We start from the raw sequence: 16,289 nt of genomic DNA, 5'->3' as shown, positions 1-16,289 counted from the left end.
TGGTGATGGAGAGGCATATCGTACATTGTGACCTGGATACTTTCTTTGTATCGGTAGAGCGGTTGATAAATTCGGATCTCACGGGCAAGCCTGTGCTGATCGGTGGCAATGGGGATCGTGGCGTGGTGGCTTCCTGCTCGTACGAGGCCCGCAAATATGGGGTACACTCGGCGATGCCGATGAAGCTGGCACTACGGATGTGCCCGGAGGCAGTCGTGGTGCGGGGTGACCATGACCTGTACTCGAAGTATTCGGGTACGGTGACGGAGATCATCGAGGAGATAACGCCTATCGTAGAGAAGGCTTCGATCGATGAGCACTACCTCGATATCACGGGAATGGACAAGTTCTTTGGCTGCTGGAAGTGGACGCAGGAGCTGCGCGGAAAGATCATCAAGGAGACGGGGCTACCAATTTCTTTTGGCCTATCGATCAATAAAACGGTGTCCAAAATAGCTACGGGCGAGGCGAAGCCCTGTGGCGAGAAACAGGTGGTAGGTGGTATGGAAAAGATGTTCCTGGCCCCGCTCTCGATCCGTAAAATCCCGATGGTGGGCGAAAAATCGTACCTCACGCTGCGCAATATGGGGATATCGCAGATCGAAACCCTACAGCAGATGGAGGTATTTACGATGCGCAGGGTGCTGGGTGAAAACGGAGTCTCGATATGGAACAAGGCCAACGGGGTGGATCACAGTGCGGTGGTGCCATTTCGCGAGCAAAAGAGTATGAGCAAGGAGAATACCTTTCTGGCGGATACGATAAATATGGATATTCTGCGCAAGACACTGGTCGCGATGGTGGATGAACTGGCCTATGACCTGAGGCATCAGCAGAAACTAACGGGCTGTATAACACTAAAAATCCGCTACTCGAACTTTGATACGCATACGCAGCAGATCGCTATCCCATATACGAATTCGGACCGGGTGATAACGGAGAAGATTCTGGAACTGTTCAAAAAGCTGTATACGCGCCGCATGCTGATACGCCTGATCGGTGTGAAATTCAGCAAGCTGATCCATGGCTCGTATCAGGTGGATCTATTCAATGATACGCTGGAGGAGATACGTCTGATGCAGGCTATCGATAAGATCAGAAACCGCTATGGCGTGGAGCTGATCAAGAAGGGTATCTGTCTGTTGGATAAAAAAGGAGGCGCGGATGATGCTCAACCTGCATAGTTATTTTAGCCTGCGCTATGGTACGCTGAGCCTGGAGGATCTGGTGGAGGGCCTGCTGGCTACGGGACATGATACGGCGGTGCTGACGGATATCAACAATTCGTCGGGTTCGTTGGATTTGCTGCGTTTGGGGATGAAGGCGGGGTTGAATATTCTCGCGGGCATGGAGTTCAGGAATGAGGACCAGCTGCTGTATATCGGTATCGCACGGAATAATGAGGGATTCAGGCAGCTGAATGAACTGATGACGACGCACAACAGAGGGGCTTCGCGGTTGCCGGACTCGCCTCCTTATCTGGATCAGGTGTATATGATCTACCCCTACGGCAGCAGGTCGGTGAAGGATCTACGGGAGAATGAGTATATCGGTATAAAGCCGAACGAACGTAATCTGATCCGCCTGGAATCTGCGGCAAACTGGGAGCGCTACGTGATCCTGACACCGGTCTCTTTCATCCCGGAGGATTATAAACTACACTGCCAGCTGCGGGCCATAGACCACAATATTCTCTTCTCGCAATTGGATAAACGGATGGTAGCGGAGAAGGATGAGGTGCTGATACCGAAGGTGCAGCTCCTGGAAATGTACCGGGACTTCCCCATGTTGATACGTAATACGAACCGCCTGCTTGGCTCCTGCTCTTTTGATCTGGATTTTAAGAAAATGAAGAATAAGGAGTCGTTTACGGGCAATCCTGTCAATGATAAGCAGCTGCTGCATAAATATACAACGGAGGGATTCGTGCGCAGGTATGGCGCAACGGATAAGGCCGCGCAGGAGCGTATCAAAAGGGAACTGGAGATTATCGAGAATCTCCGCTTCTCGAGTTATTTCCTGATCACGGATGATATATGCCGCTATGCACGCAGCCGGGACTTCCACTATGTAGGGCGTGGCTCGGGGGCCAACTCGGCGGTAGCGTACTGCCTGGGGATTACGGATGTGGATCCGATAGACCTCAAGTTGCCCTTTGAGCGTTTTCTGAATCCGAAAAGGCAGTCGCCACCGGACTTTGATATCGATTTTAGCTGGAATGAGCGGGACGATATCTATGATTATATTTTCAACCGCTACCAGACGGGACATACTGCCCTGATGGGTGCAATGAGTACGTTCCGCTCGCGGAGTATCCTGCGCGAACTGGGTAAGGTGTACGGCCTGCCCAAAGCGGAGATAGACCGACTGGTGCATGAACCGGAAAATATGCTGAATAAGAATGAGGTGACCAACACGATCCTCTCGGTGTATAACCGGATGGCGGATTTTCCGAACCAGCGGACGATACATGCCAGTGGGGTGCTGATCTCTGAACAGCCCCTCACCTACTATTCGGCACTGGACTATCCGCCCAAAGGACTGCCGACCATGCAGTTTGATATGTATGTATCGGAGGATATCGGCTTTGAGAAGTTTGATATCTTATCGCAGCGGGGTATCGGCCATATCAAGGACTGTCGGGAGATCGTAAAACAGAACAGGGGTATCAGCATCGATACGGGCAACCCAAAACGCTTTTTTGAGGATCCGAAGATTGCGGATCAGCTCCGGTCGGCCAATACGATCGGTTGTTTTTATGTGGAGTCGCCGGCGATGCGGCAGCTGATTACCAAACTCCGCTGTGATGATTACCTGACACTGGTCGCGGCTTCGTCGATTATCCGCCCAGGGGTGGCTTCGTCGGGGATGATGGCAGAATTTATCCGTCGCCACCATAATCCGGAATCGGTGGTGTACCCGCACCCTGTATTCAAGGAGCAGCTGGAAGAGACCTACGGGGTGATGGTGTATCAGGAGGATGTGATGAAGATCGGCAACGCCTACGGTGGCCTGGATATGGCCGATGCGGATGTACTGCGCAGGATGATGTCGGGCAAGTACCGTAGCAAGGAGCCTCTGTTGGAAATTGAAAGTAAGTTTTTCGAGCATTGCCGTAAGCAGGGCTACCCCGAAAGTGCGAGCCGGGAGATATGGCGGCAGATGGAGAGCTTTGCAGGGTATTCTTTCAATAAAGCGCATTCGGCTTCCTTTGCGGTGGAAAGCTATCAGAGTCTGTTTCTGAAGACGTACTACCCGAAGGAGTTTATGGTGGCGGTGCTGAACAACTATGGGGGCTTCTACAACCGCAAGGTGTATGTCAATGAAGCTAAACGGGCGGGTGCCCGAGTGAACCTGCCCTGTGTGAATAGGTCGGTATTTGCGGCAACGATCTATGGAGATGACATCTTTCTGGGATTTGACGCGCTACTGAATCTGAATGATAAGCTGGCACTACGTATCCCGGCCGAACGAATGGCGAATGGGGAATATACGAGTCTGGAGAACTTTGTACTGCGTACGGGGGCCAAGCTGGAGCAGCTGATTATCCTTATCCGGACGGGCGCTTTCCGCTTTATGGGACTAGGCAAGAAGGAACTGCTATGGGAAGCGCATCTACTGCTGTCGAAGGATAAACGGGCGGAAACGGTACCGCTACTCTTTGAAATGGCGAGCCGTAAACCGGTACTGCCGAAGCTACAAAGCTCGGTACTGGAAGATTATTATGATGAAATAGAGCTGATCGGTTTTGGGGTATCGGGTTCGCTGTTCAATCTGGCTCGCAGTGATTATAAAGGGGATGCCAGGGCGGCGGATCTGATGAAGCAGGAAGGAAAAATGATCCGTATGGTGGGGGATTTTGTAGTGGAAAAGTATGTACGTACGAAAAGCGAGAAGCTGATGAAATTCGGCACTTTCCTAGATGCAGCGGGGGATTTTTTTGATACGGTACACTTCCCTCCTTCACTGGCCCAATACCCCTTGCGGGGCAATGGCCTATACCTGATTGAGGGTAAGGTGGTGGTCGAATTTGGATGCCCCGCCATCGAGGTGACCCGATGTGGCAAGATGCCACTGAAAGCTGATCCGCGGAGTGTTTAACAAGGATGAATTGGGAATACCCAAAGATTTATTGAAAAGGGTCATTTCTCAAGGGGTGCTATTTTTTTAAAATTACACTTGACGCAAATATCTGCAAAAGCTAATTTTGGATTCTAGACCTAATAGGGTACAATTTTATTCAAGACATTTTCTAAAAGCTATTAATATATAATTGTTAGTTATTACATCATGTTTAAAGGATTCATTTTTACCGAACATCTGAAGTCGAGAATCGTATCAAACGCTTTAATTCTCGCATGTATCTCTGCATCACTCGCAGTCCAAAATGTAGCGGCTCAGGAAGCCAACAATGCTTTAAGTCCAAATTTTAAAGTGAGATTGATCAATCTGGAGGCCCCTTCTACAGAGGTATTCCGATACAGTGGTTCTATCACTAACCCAAGTGGACAGGAAAAAATATATGAGCTACAATCTAGCTTGCCCCCGGGATGGTCAGTTGCCTATAAAACCGAGGGTATGCAGGTAACCTCAATTAATGTAGAGCCACATACCAGTAAAGAGATTAGTATAGAAATAACGCCATCGTATACCGCGGATATAAAAAAGCATATCATTCCTGTTAAAGCTATAACGCAAGGCGACACTGCGGTGGTCAAGCTAGAATCTGTTATAAAAGGCACCTATAAAATGGAAATCTCTACGCAAAACCAGGTGCTAAGCGGTAATACGACGACTGGAAGTAAGAAAGAGATATTCCTTACAATAAAAAATACGGGGTCCATGCCTTTGGAGAATATTGAACTGGCTACACAATTGCCTTCGAAATGGGAATCGAGCTTTGAAGTAGATAAAATAGACAAACTCGAACCTGGTAAGACGAAAAATGTCAAAGTCAACATTAAAGTCCCGGACAAAACCATAGCCGGTGATTATATGGTCAATGTATCGGCTAAAAACAGTAACCTCGAATCTTCTTTGGCATACCGAATGGAGGTCAAAACTTCGCTCCTGACCGGTTGGCTAGGCATGTTATTGATCATTCTGGCAATTGGCTTTATTTATATATTGATTCGAAAATACGGTAGGCGGTAAGCTGATTAAAAACAATTGAAAATCGAACAGATATGAATAATCCTATTATAAAGCTAAGAGGGTTATCCAAGCATTATAAAAATAAAATTGCTGTAGACAACCTTTCCCTCGATATAAATAAGGGTGAAATATACGGCCTTTTGGGACCAAACGGAGCTGGCAAGACGACAACAATCCTTATGCTGTTGGGACTTAGCGAACCTACAGGGGGACAAGCGCATGTATGTGGACATGATGCCACCCGGACCCCTATCACCGTAAAACGAAAAGTCGGATACTTACCTGATAATCTAGGGTTTTATGGCCATATGACTGCGCTCGAGAATCTTTCTTTTATCGGTAGACTAAACGGTCTTTCTGAAAATGAAGCCGAGATGAAGGCTTTCGAATTGCTGGATATCGTTGGCCTGAAAAATAATATGTACCAGAAAACCGCAACTTTCTCCAGAGGCATGAAACAGCGCTTAGGCCTTGCCGATGTGTTGATCAAAGATCCTGAAGTGATTATCCTAGACGAACCTACGCTCGGGATTGACCCTACTGGTGTTAAGGACTTTTTGGATCTTATCAAAAAGCTGAATGAAGAACAACAACTGACTATCCTCCTATCCTCACATCACCTCCATCATGTACAGCAGATATGTGATCGTGTAGGGATATTTGTCGACGGGAAATTGTTGGCAGATGGCGATATCCCCAGTTTATCAAAACAATTGTTCAATAAAATCGGCTATGTCACTGTCCTACGATTCCCAAGCAACGTCCCTATATCTGATCAATTGGAAAAGGACATGCAAGCTCTATCTGGTGTGCAGGAGGTAATTATAAATGGCAGTGAACTCGAAGTGATATCCGCACACGAGCAAACTGCTGAAATGGTACGATATGTGGTTCAAAAAGGGTATGAACTGATCGGTGTCCAACAGAAGAGCTATGGGCTGGATGAAATCTACCTCGAATATTTCAAGAACGAAAAAAATCAAGAAGTAAGTAATGAAAAATCTAAAAGAGTCTTTAAAAAGGCGTTTTTCAGAAAACAACGGCGGTAACGAAGTCAGATCTCCCCTGCGTGTCTTATTACGTAAAGAGATAAGTGAACATATCAGAAGCTGGAGATTCATCATCTTGTTAATACTAATCGTATTGACATTTATAGCTTCTATGTATTCGTCGTTAAGCAATATTAAATCTGCATTTGTAGCCACAGATAACAGCAGTACCTCATTTTTCTACCTCAAGCTATTGACATCGACAGATGAGTCCATTCCTGCGTTCCATATATTCCTCAGCTTCCTTGCACCTATCTTAGGCATTAGCCTCGGATTTGATGCGATCAACTCGGAAAATAACAATGGTTCGTTAATACGTCTAATGGCCCAGCCGTTGTACAGAGACAATCTTATCTTGGCCAAATTTCTCGCGCCCTTATTGATTGTCGCCGTACTATTTTTCTCCCTGACTTTTCTCATCGTAGGCTATGCTATGTACATTTGTGGTATTCCTATCGAATGGCAAGAAATCATCCGTATATTAGCTTTTAACGGCATGACTGTGCTGTACGTCGGCTTTTGGCTTAGTATTGCAGTCCTGTTATCCATTCGCTTCAGGCAACCTGCCACCTCGGCGTTGACAGCAATAGGTATATGGCTATTCTTCACGGTATTCTTTCAAGTGATCGTCAACATTGCAATCAAAGCTTTTATCCCTGATCCAAATTATCTTTCTGCAGATAAAATAGCTTACTATAACGAGCTAATCCTAAATGTTCTTCGGATATCTCCAAGCCAACTCTATGTTGATGCCTCTACAACGCTTCTAATGCCGATGGTCAGAAGTTTGGGGCCTGTATCTATGGAACAAATGGCCGGAGCCATACCGAGTGGTATATCGCTAAGAAATAGCTTAATGCTGGTATGGCCTCAATTGAGTGGTCTGATCGCATTTACGTTACTTTTATTCGCCGTATCCTATGCTCTTTTCATGCGAAAAGAGATTCGGTCATGACGTAATTTAGCAATGGCACCACAATGTAAACGGTGCCATTGTTAAAAAGTCAAATTATAAGGACATCCAGCTGCCCCCCTACTTGCAGCTTTGACTGGCTTGATAGAGTAATAGTACATGGCGATAGGGTACTATAGCGCCTATAATTGGGATTCTGCTATATAGTATGTTCTGTCAGATTTCTTTTTAGAAGTCAAAAAAGTCATTTAGAAATTCATCATTTTTTAAGGCGTTCCTATTCGGTAATTTTATACTGACCCCACTGTTAGTATGGATACTCCCATGCGCGATCATCGCTTCCTTGGCTGGTCTCATTTCTTCAATAATCTTTATACAGGGCGTTCCAATGTTGCAATCAGAGGTAGCATTTGGCGTCCAATAGCCAAATCATAAATGTTCTTGGATAGTTTATAAAAGCTTATTTTTGTAATCTTGGTTTCAAAAAAAATTAAATCTAATAAACGTTTAGTATAGAACTATGACTAGATATTTTTTATCAATATGTCTTCTAATGATTTCAACATATTCATTTTCTCAAAATTTTAAAAGTGACAGTGTAAAATTATTTATTGACAAGTCTCTTGAATTAATAGAAGCAAATTCAATTCATAAGGAGAATCTTAGTAAGATTAAAAGCGAATTATATGGGAAATCCCAAAACCTGAATGCTATAGATGAAATTGCGCCTTTATATGAAGAGGTATTTAAACAGCTTAATGATTACCACGGAAGTTTAAAATATAACGGAAAAACATACGGTTGGAACAACCCCAACGTAATGAAAAATGCCTATCTAAAGGGCAGAATAAAAACCGAGAAAAGAACATTTAGTAAAGTAATTGACAAAAAAATTGGATATATCAGAATTACAGGAAACGATGATTTTGCTTTTAAAAAAGTAGACAGTTTGGCCAACGATATAGTTTCTCATGTGAATACTATAAATTCGAATAAGATCAAAGGATGGATTATTGATTTGAGACTGAATACAGGTGGAAATATGTATCCTATATTACTTGGTTTGAAAGAGTTTATCGGAAATAATTTAACTTTTGGCGGTTTTAGGGATGCTCAAAATAAATGCACAGGAAATTGGAAAATTGAAAATGGGCAATTATTGATCGACGGCAATGTATTGTACAGAAAAAAAGATTTAGAGTATTTTATAAAAACCGATATTCCCATAGTTATTTTAACGAGTTGCTATACTGCAAGTGCTGGAGAAATGACTGCCATAGCTTTTATCGGAAGAAACAATACTTTTGTTGTAGGTGAGCCAACAGCAAATTATACAACAGCAGTACAAGGCTTTAGAATAAACGAGAATTCGGGTCTTAATTTATCAACGGATTATGTTGTAGATAGAACTTTAAAAGTTTATAAATCAAATATATTACCTGATTTTGAAGTATTTGGCGGAGATAATTTCGAAGATTTGAAAAATGACCTGAAAATAATCAAAGCATTGGCATTGTTGAGGAAAAAGTCATTCTAGAAACCAAGATTCAATAAAGATTTTTCCATATGTCACTTTATTTTTTTTGCGGATCTTTAAATCTTCTGTACCACTTGAACACATCCATCCACAATGTGCTTCCTGCAGCGATGGATGCACACCACAATAGCTGAACTCCGTCTAAATAGGCCATGCTGAAAAACCTTGAAACAGGCCCAAAATAAAGCATCAACATAAGCAGTACCAATGTGACAAAGGTTATATAATAAATCAACCTATTTTTATATGTAATTGTTTCCAACACAGAATAATAGAAGGAGCGATTTACAAAGCTCAAAAGGATGTTTGAAAAGACAAGCGTCGTAAATACCATGCTCCGAACAGTACGCTCATCTCCACCTTGTATATAGGAATATTGATATATGAATAAGACACCTATCGTAATCACAAGTCCTTGAATGATACTAATAGTCAACTCTTTCCAGTTTAAGAATGTTTCTGACATGGGTCTGGGCGTGCGTTTCATGGCGTTCCGCTCCATAGGTTCATTTTCGTATACGATGGAACAGGTGGGGCCCATTACCAATTCTAAGAAAATCACATGGATAGGTGTAAAGATCTGTGGAAATACCCACCCTAAAAAAAGAGGTAGCGAAACGGTGAGGATAATGGGTATATGAATGGAGATAATATACTGTATTGCTTTTTTAATATTCGCGTATATCCGTCGGCCAGCAGCAATAGCCAACACCAACTTAGAAAAATCATCGTTGACCAGTACCACCGCTGCTGCTGCTTTGGCAATTTCGGTTCCCTTATTGCCCATAGCCACACCTATGTGTGAGGCTTTTAAGGCAGGTGCATCATTCACGCCATCACCAAGCATGGCGACGACCTCTCCATTACGCTTTAGCGCTTTGATAACAGCTAGTTTGGCATCAGGATACATCCGTGCGAATATATTTCGCTCTTTGACTTCCTGATTCAATTCCTCATCCGACAACTGGGCTATCTCCCGACCTTCTATATGGGCTGATGCATTGGATATCCCCGCTTGTGATGCTATTGAACCCGCAGTATTAGAATTATCTCCGGTAATCATCTTGACTTGTATCCCTGCTTCATATATCTGTCTGAATACCTCTTGGATGCCTTTCTTCGGTGGATCATAAAAAATAACAAAACCTACAAAAACGAAGGGAAGATCTTGTTGACGCTTCGGGAAATCATTGCCTTGAAAGTTAGAATACCCTACTCCTAGTACCCTATACCCCTGCTGTCCAAACGTCATAACCAAGCCTCGGAGATGCTCTCTTTTTTCAGCGGTCAATTCACATACTTCGATAATGGCTTCGGGAGCTCCTTTTGCAGCAACAATACGTTCACCCTTATCGTTTTCAAAAACATGTGTCATCATCGGGGGGACTCCCTCTAATGGATACTCATGATACATTTCGAACTGGGGTCGCAGATCGTTTGCGCTAAACTTTTCATATATTTTATGAAGTTCTTTTTCCATTGGATCGAAAGGTACAGGCTCACTGGCCCACATGGCTGTCTGAATGACAGTAACCGCAGTTGGTAAGGTATACTCCTCTTCATAAACAATCTTCTCATCCGCATCGCTATAAATAGCTTTCAGGTGCATCGTATTTTCGGTAATAGTACCGGTCTTATCCGTACATATTACGGTAGTACTACCTAAAGTCTCTACAACACTCGACTTTTTGATAATGACACCATCTCGCATTAGCTTCCAGGCCCCTAAGGCCATAAATGTTGTAAAAGCGACGGGAATCTCTTCCGGAAGAATCGACATTGCCAAGGTCAATCCGTTCAGTAAGCTATCCAAAAAACTACGTGTATGGACATAGTTTACTAAACACACCGATACAAAGACCGCTAAACCAACAATGGCCATGTTCCTTACAAATCGTTCTATTTGGATCTGCAATGGTGATTTTTCCTCGGTAATCGATCTAATCGATAGACCTATCTCTCCTAGTTTTGTTTTTTCACCGATTTTCTCTACTTCAAAAACAGCGACTCCTGAGATGGTGACAGTACCGCTGTAAACCTTATTATCGACACTGTTTACATCCTTAAATACGGAAAGACTCTCTCCGGTAAGCGCAGACTCATTGACAGAAAAATCGTTACTATGGACAATACGCCCATCGGCGTTAATCATCTGCCCCTCCTCTGTAATACATAAATCACCAACCGCAATTGCATGTGTAGGGATATCCACTATACGACCATCTCGAATTACTTGACTCAGGGGCTCATTTAGTTTTTCGAGTGCCCGTATAGCATTTTTACTACGCGAATCTTGATAAAAAGATATACCCGATACAAAAACAATTGCAGCTAACATAAAATAGGCCTCAGCGAAATTGCCAACAATGAAATAGATAAGGGAGATAGCCAATAACAGAATCAACATCGGCTCCTTTAAAATATTAATTAACAAACGTAAGAATCCGGAATCAGTATTAGATCTCACGCTATTATAGCCGTATTTTTCAACAGACTGTTGAACCTCTGTTGTATTGAGCCCCTTTAAATCATTAGGAATATGATAGCCCATATCGTAATTACTGGTTATATGTGTAAGTTAACACTATTTTTCGGATTGAGGAACAGCCAGGTCACAGATACCTCACCTTGTATATATCCTCATTGGATATTTAATGCGGACAATAGCATACCTATCGGAATTTCCTGGAACTGATAAGTCTTTACCTCAAGCAAGTTAAAATAACTTTGGTAAACGTTAGTCCCGCTTCCCCTTCCCAAATATCAATGTAGGCACAGGTGGTCGGAAAGCTAGCTCCTCTGCCAAAACTGGATTAAATAGCCGATCAAGAAATGAACGATGTTGGTCCGTGAATAAAACCAGTATATCCGGCCGCACAATCCTAACTTCCGCTAACAGTTGCTCAATAAAAGGCTTAAAAATGTCTTTCCTAACGGAGCGGAAATGCACGGGGTAATTGAAAACTTCAGAAAATGTTATACGCTGGGGATCATCTGCTGTATTGTCAATATAAAGCATTTCAATACGGGCATCGAAAAGCCTAGCAAACGGACTGACACGATCCATTTCATCAAAAGAATCTTGAAAATCGGACGCGTAGAGCAGTAAGTGTATAGGGGCTGGTAAATAATCATGGGGGATGACTAAAACTGGGATAACGGACTTTGTAGCTATATTGCCTGTGTTGGTGCCTAAAATCTTGTCGAGACCACTCGCACCTCTTGTACTTATCGAAATATAGGCGATATCGGTATGCATCTTGCAAAAATCCAAAATCATCAAATCGGCTTTTATCCCTTCTAAAACCACAACGTCATATTGATGGGGCTTAATATTGATCTCGCGATAACAACTGTCAATGAAATCACGCATCCGCGAAGTCAACTCATCAGTGCTGACTCCCAAATGTCGGTGCTCAGTAGAAGTATCTCGACTATACATGATCGGTGCAACATGGATAAACAACAACTTCATCTCTGCCAGAGATGCCATGCTAATGGCGAACCGTATTCCTCCTTTAGAATTTTCCGAAAAATCGGTAGGGACTAAAATGGTATTCATGACTATTAGTTGTATGATTAAAACTGCTTTTTACATGTCAATGCTTCCAAACTAACGTAATCAATGCTTAAGCAATAGTCAATATACCAAATAATGACATAAAAATATTTAAATATTTCCGTACTACGTATCTGCTGTTATATCAAATATAGCTAAAAAAAGGAACAGACCTTTTCTGGAACATTCTGTTTAAGTCAGTTTGACGCCTCCTACTCCTTATGGGAGCTTACTGGCTTTCTTCTCTACTACTTGCTGCTATCGCTAGGTCGCAGCAAGGTATTGGGATCTGTTAAAATAAACATCCCTTCTTACCTTGATAATTTTTACTATATTTCTGCTATAAAAAACTAAGCGGATGAGGAAGCTCTTTCTGTGAAGTTGGATTTATGTAGATTTAGATCTGGAAATTACGTTTGTACAATAGAAATCATTGGATCATGAGAATATCAGATAGTAGTAAGATCGTAGAGGAGGCAATCGACTGCAGATAATAAACCTCTGTTTATTAGTAAATTAGAATAATTTTTTGTTTTTATATGCTGTAAATTTGTATATCTCACGATGAAATTACTTATAACATTCGATTCTCTTTAGAATACATACTCCGAATAGTAGTTTCATATGGTTTATTGTTTCAAAAAATAAGCATGTCGATAATCTTTTTTACGTTTACTTTGTGCAAAGAACTTATCAATAAAATAAATTGTTATGGGAAAAACAAAAGATGATAATAGAACTATACCTTCCACGTATATTGGAATATTTTCAATCTTATTTATGTTTTTATATAGTTCCTGTGGTTCTATATCTCCGAAATATTTGATAGGAACAGCTGACCAATACAACACTACTAAAATAGCATCAAAGCAAGTTTATGTCTTTGAGAATTTTCCCCAGAAAATAGAAAACCTTGTAAATACCGATCTAAAAATTAGTTCACGGTACAATGGCGATTGTTTATGGAATTTCATTGAGCCCGGTTATTATAAACGGGATAGCCTACAATACCTCTATAAAGTTTCATTGGAATTAAAAAGCAAAAGGAAAATCCATTTCAAACTAATCGATACTATGGGTAATGTAGTGCGAGAAAAAGCAAAAAGAATCAAGTCCGAACCGAAAGACTTTCTTTCAATAAGAAATACCAATGTAGATATCTATATATTAATCAACAGGTTCTTCACAAAAACAGCTTGCTTTGCCATAGATATAAATGGCGATTTAATTGTGCCAAATGAATTTGTCGCTGGCGGTTTTCTGGTGTTCTTTCCCCTTGCTGCAGGTCAAGGATTTGAGACAAATACATATAGACGTGTAGACACCCCCTCTATCCCCCTATAATAACACAAACAACTGGAAGTTTACAAGATTGACTTCAAAGCGAAGTCACTGCCAAGCTCAATAATAAATCGCTATAGCTCAAATATGATCGATGTCTCTAGGTCTTTCTCAGAATATGTATCACGAAGTCCTAAAAATCCAGGAAATAGGGGGCTCTGAATATTAGATTGGGGGAAAGCTGTTGTTCGTCTTTTCGCAATGCTAAATTGCCAGCAATTCTATTTATCAATACATCAGAAAGGCAGAGGAAAACAAACCCTAACTGAACGTACAGGACAGTCCTATTTCATTTTAAATTCCGTAGGTCTCATATTGGTCAATTGATGAAAATTATTGCTAAACGCAGCTATATTTGAATACCCAATTTCATAAGCTATCTCTGTCATATTCAAATCCGTGTCTTTTATTAGTTCCATAGCACGGATAATGCGTAGCATTTTTAAGTATTGAACAAATGTAATGTGCAGCTTGGCTTGGAATAACCTGGTCAAACTACGCACGCTCATTCCGGATTGCTGAGCAATAGTATCTAAGTTTAGATTTTCATTTAATCGATTCCTAAAATTATTGATAATGATATTGAGCCGTTGATCATCTGTTGTAGGAAGTTGGATGGAGAACTTTTTGAGATTCTCTTTTGATAATACGCTTTTAAGCGTTGATAAAAATTCAAATTCCCACGAACCTTTGTAATAATCACCTTGCCACTTTTCACTAAATGAGAGCATTTCTGCCAGAAGATTACTCACGGGATAGATACCCAATTCATCATAAAAATCATCGGCGCTTTCGTCTGGAAAATAAATATTGATAATATACAGATCCTGTGTATTAAACATCAAATTGTGAGGATAATTCTGGGGTATCCAGATATAATGATTGGACGGAATATAGAAATCTTTTTCGTCTGTTTGCAAGTAAGCAATCCCGCCATAAACCAATAACAACTGAGCCTTATCATGTTGATGAGCAGGCAAACGTTGCTCCGTCTGCTGTCGCATCACGAGGATGGAATCAGGATGTTGATCAACACTATTTATCAATTGGTCAAGAGCATCCATATGGCCAAATATAGCAAACATTAGGCTAATTATATAAAAACAAAGCTTGGCATGTTGGATAATTTTGCGGTGTAAATAATAAGAATCATTATGGAACATACAGTCATAAGTCCTGAGAAGGATTTTGAACTTGAAATTCAAGCGAAAAAATCTAATGATAAATTACTCCATCCAGTTGAAGAGATTGCTAAGGCTGATATATACTGGTGTGCTTATGCATATTCTAGTCCCTTTATGCCCATCATGGACTTGACCTTTGCTTTTGATGCGTTGAAAAAGATGGTTAGGAACTGGTTAGCAAAGAAAGATAGATCATTTATAAAAAAGACTGATGAAGCCATATAAAATAGCTCGAATTTGCAGCGTACTGTTGCTCTCATTTACACCGCGTATATACGCTCAGCATATCGAAAAAGTCCACTCATTAACTTTGGAAGAAATATGGAAGGTTGCCGAAATGAATAATCGACAACTGAAACTATCTGCGCTAAATCTTCAGCAAAGTAAGATAGAAATATTGGAGGCTAAAGATCGTTTGTTGCCAGAACTCTCGTTAAGCGGAGATGCGAAGCTCAATTCCAAATTTCTGATTTATGACAATGGATTATTCTCTTCTCCACAGAACGTATCCGTAAAAGGTTATGGGTACGGAGTAGGTTACAACTTTAACGTCAACCTCTTCAATGGTGGAAAGGATAAAAGGAATATCGTCATGAAAAAGGAAGAAGAGGCTCGAAAACAGTATGAAGTCGATCTACAAAAGCATAGCGTAAAATACAATGTTGCAGTTGCCTATTTTGATCTGTATAAGTTTCGGCACTTCTATGATTTTCTTGATGCAGAAATCGAAGCCGAAAAAAAACAGTTGACACGGATAGAGAGCTTGCATAAAAACGGTACTGTGCTAAAGAGTGATGTACTGAGAACCTCCGTAAAATTATCGCAACTGGAACTTAGCCTTTCGGATGTTGAAAAAAAGATTGAAATCGCTAAACAACGGCTCAATATACTGATGGGGCGTGAAAATGATGCTGAGCTGGCGATAAAACATGAAGATAGGATTGAACTGAACGCTATCACAGCAGGTGACTACAACGACTATGTAGACATCGCTTTTAACACATCGCCTGAGTACAAAATGGTCAATAGCGATATCAAATGGAGCGAATTGAATGTCAAACAGATAAAAGCTACCCTACTGCCGAAAGTCTCCTTGTACTCCAATTATAATTACAACTATCCACAGGTTTCGTTCTATCCGTATTCGAATGACTTATGGGGGTTTGGTCAGACAGGAATTAAAGTCCAGTTTTCTGTCGAGAATCTGTACAAGAGTAAACATTCGATTGCTCACGCACAAGTTGTCAGCAATCAGGCTAAAGAAAAAGCAAACGTTAAAAGGGATGAAATCTTTCTTCAGGTGAAAGAAGCTTATTTGCAGCAACAGCAGGCTTTGGAGAGCGTGAAAACTGCAAAACAAAATATCATTAAAACCACCGAAAGTGTCCGTGTTATCAGAAGTAGCTACTTAAATCAAGAGTCTCTTCTGACCGATCTGCTGGAAGCCGAAAATACTTTGCTGGAAGCAAAATTTAATCTGACAACGGCACAAACAAACGTAAAACTCACGTATATCAGACTATTGGCAATTATAGGAATTCTTTAATACAGA

At 41.5% G+C, this 16,289-nt stretch carries 12 protein-coding genes; 9 read left to right on the top strand and 3 right to left on the bottom strand.

All coding sequences use genetic code 11. The annotated features are described in order from the left end of the window. Positions 1-5: 5 nt before the first annotated feature. From dinB to OQ289_RS10915, 6 genes are all read left to right on the top strand, one after another. Positions 6-1,184, top strand: a complete 1,179-nt coding sequence (gene dinB, locus OQ289_RS10940; RefSeq protein ID WP_270090787.1) for a DNA polymerase IV — start codon at positions 6-8, stop codon at positions 1,182-1,184. Beyond that, positions 1,165-4,101: a DNA polymerase III subunit alpha gene (locus tag OQ289_RS10935; RefSeq protein ID WP_270090786.1), complete on the top strand. Its 2,937-nt coding sequence runs from the start codon at positions 1,165-1,167 to the stop codon at positions 4,099-4,101. Before dinB ends, OQ289_RS10935 begins: the two co-directional genes overlap by 20 nt. A gap of 189 nt (positions 4,102-4,290) precedes the next feature. Continuing rightward, entirely contained in the window at positions 4,291-5,154 is an 864-nt protein-coding gene (locus OQ289_RS10930) for a COG1470 family protein (protein ID WP_270090785.1), read from the top strand. A gap of 32 nt (positions 5,155-5,186) precedes the next feature. Next, positions 5,187-6,203, top strand: coding sequence for an ABC transporter ATP-binding protein (locus OQ289_RS10925; protein ID WP_270090784.1), 1,017 nt, complete (start codon positions 5,187-5,189; stop codon positions 6,201-6,203). Then, complete coding sequence (locus tag OQ289_RS10920) at positions 6,148-7,158, top strand: ABC transporter permease (protein ID WP_270090783.1); 1,011 nt, start codon at positions 6,148-6,150, stop codon at positions 7,156-7,158. The genes OQ289_RS10925 and OQ289_RS10920 overlap by 56 nt, the downstream gene beginning before the upstream one ends. A gap of 511 nt (positions 7,159-7,669) precedes the next feature. Then, positions 7,670-8,653 carry a S41 family peptidase gene (locus OQ289_RS10915; RefSeq protein WP_270090782.1) on the top strand — a complete coding sequence of 328 codons (984 nt, stop codon included), beginning with the start codon at positions 7,670-7,672 and terminating at the stop codon, positions 8,651-8,653. Positions 8,654-8,690: 37 nt separating this feature from the next. Here OQ289_RS10915 and OQ289_RS10910 read toward each other — a convergent pair whose 3' ends face one another. Together OQ289_RS10910 and OQ289_RS10905 are read right to left on the bottom strand one after the other, a co-directional pair. Continuing rightward, entirely contained in the window at positions 8,691-11,204 is a 2,514-nt protein-coding gene (locus OQ289_RS10910) for a cation-translocating P-type ATPase (RefSeq protein ID WP_270090781.1), read from the bottom strand. Between the two features lie 186 nt (positions 11,205-11,390). Then, positions 11,391-12,215 carry a universal stress protein gene (locus OQ289_RS10905; RefSeq protein WP_270090780.1) on the bottom strand — a complete coding sequence of 275 codons (825 nt, stop codon included), beginning with the start codon at positions 12,213-12,215 and terminating at the stop codon, positions 11,391-11,393. Between the two features lie 708 nt (positions 12,216-12,923). On the opposite strand from OQ289_RS10905, the gene OQ289_RS10900 reads away from it, so the two are divergent. After that, complete coding sequence (locus OQ289_RS10900) at positions 12,924-13,556, top strand: hypothetical protein (protein ID WP_270090779.1); 633 nt, start codon at positions 12,924-12,926, stop codon at positions 13,554-13,556. A gap of 281 nt (positions 13,557-13,837) precedes the next feature. Here OQ289_RS10900 and OQ289_RS10895 read toward each other — a convergent pair whose 3' ends face one another. After that, entirely contained in the window at positions 13,838-14,638 is an 801-nt protein-coding gene (locus OQ289_RS10895) for a helix-turn-helix transcriptional regulator (protein ID WP_270090778.1), read from the bottom strand. A 69-nt stretch (positions 14,639-14,707) separates the two neighbouring features. Here OQ289_RS10895 and OQ289_RS10890 point away from each other — a divergent pair, with 69 nt between their 5' ends. Continuing rightward, positions 14,708-14,962, top strand: coding sequence for a hypothetical protein (locus OQ289_RS10890; RefSeq protein WP_270090777.1), 255 nt, complete (start codon positions 14,708-14,710; stop codon positions 14,960-14,962). Then, positions 14,949-16,283, top strand: coding sequence for a TolC family protein (locus OQ289_RS10885; RefSeq protein WP_270090776.1), 1,335 nt, complete (start codon positions 14,949-14,951; stop codon positions 16,281-16,283). Before OQ289_RS10890 ends, OQ289_RS10885 begins: the two co-directional genes overlap by 14 nt. Positions 16,284-16,289 lie beyond the last annotated feature (6 nt).

The sequence above is a fragment of the Sphingobacterium sp. SYP-B4668 genome (assembly GCF_027627455.1).
GTDB lineage: Bacteria > Bacteroidota > Bacteroidia > Sphingobacteriales > Sphingobacteriaceae > Sphingobacterium.
Note: the sequence above shows the minus strand (reverse complement) of the source record. Positions and strands in the feature narration are given on the sequence as shown.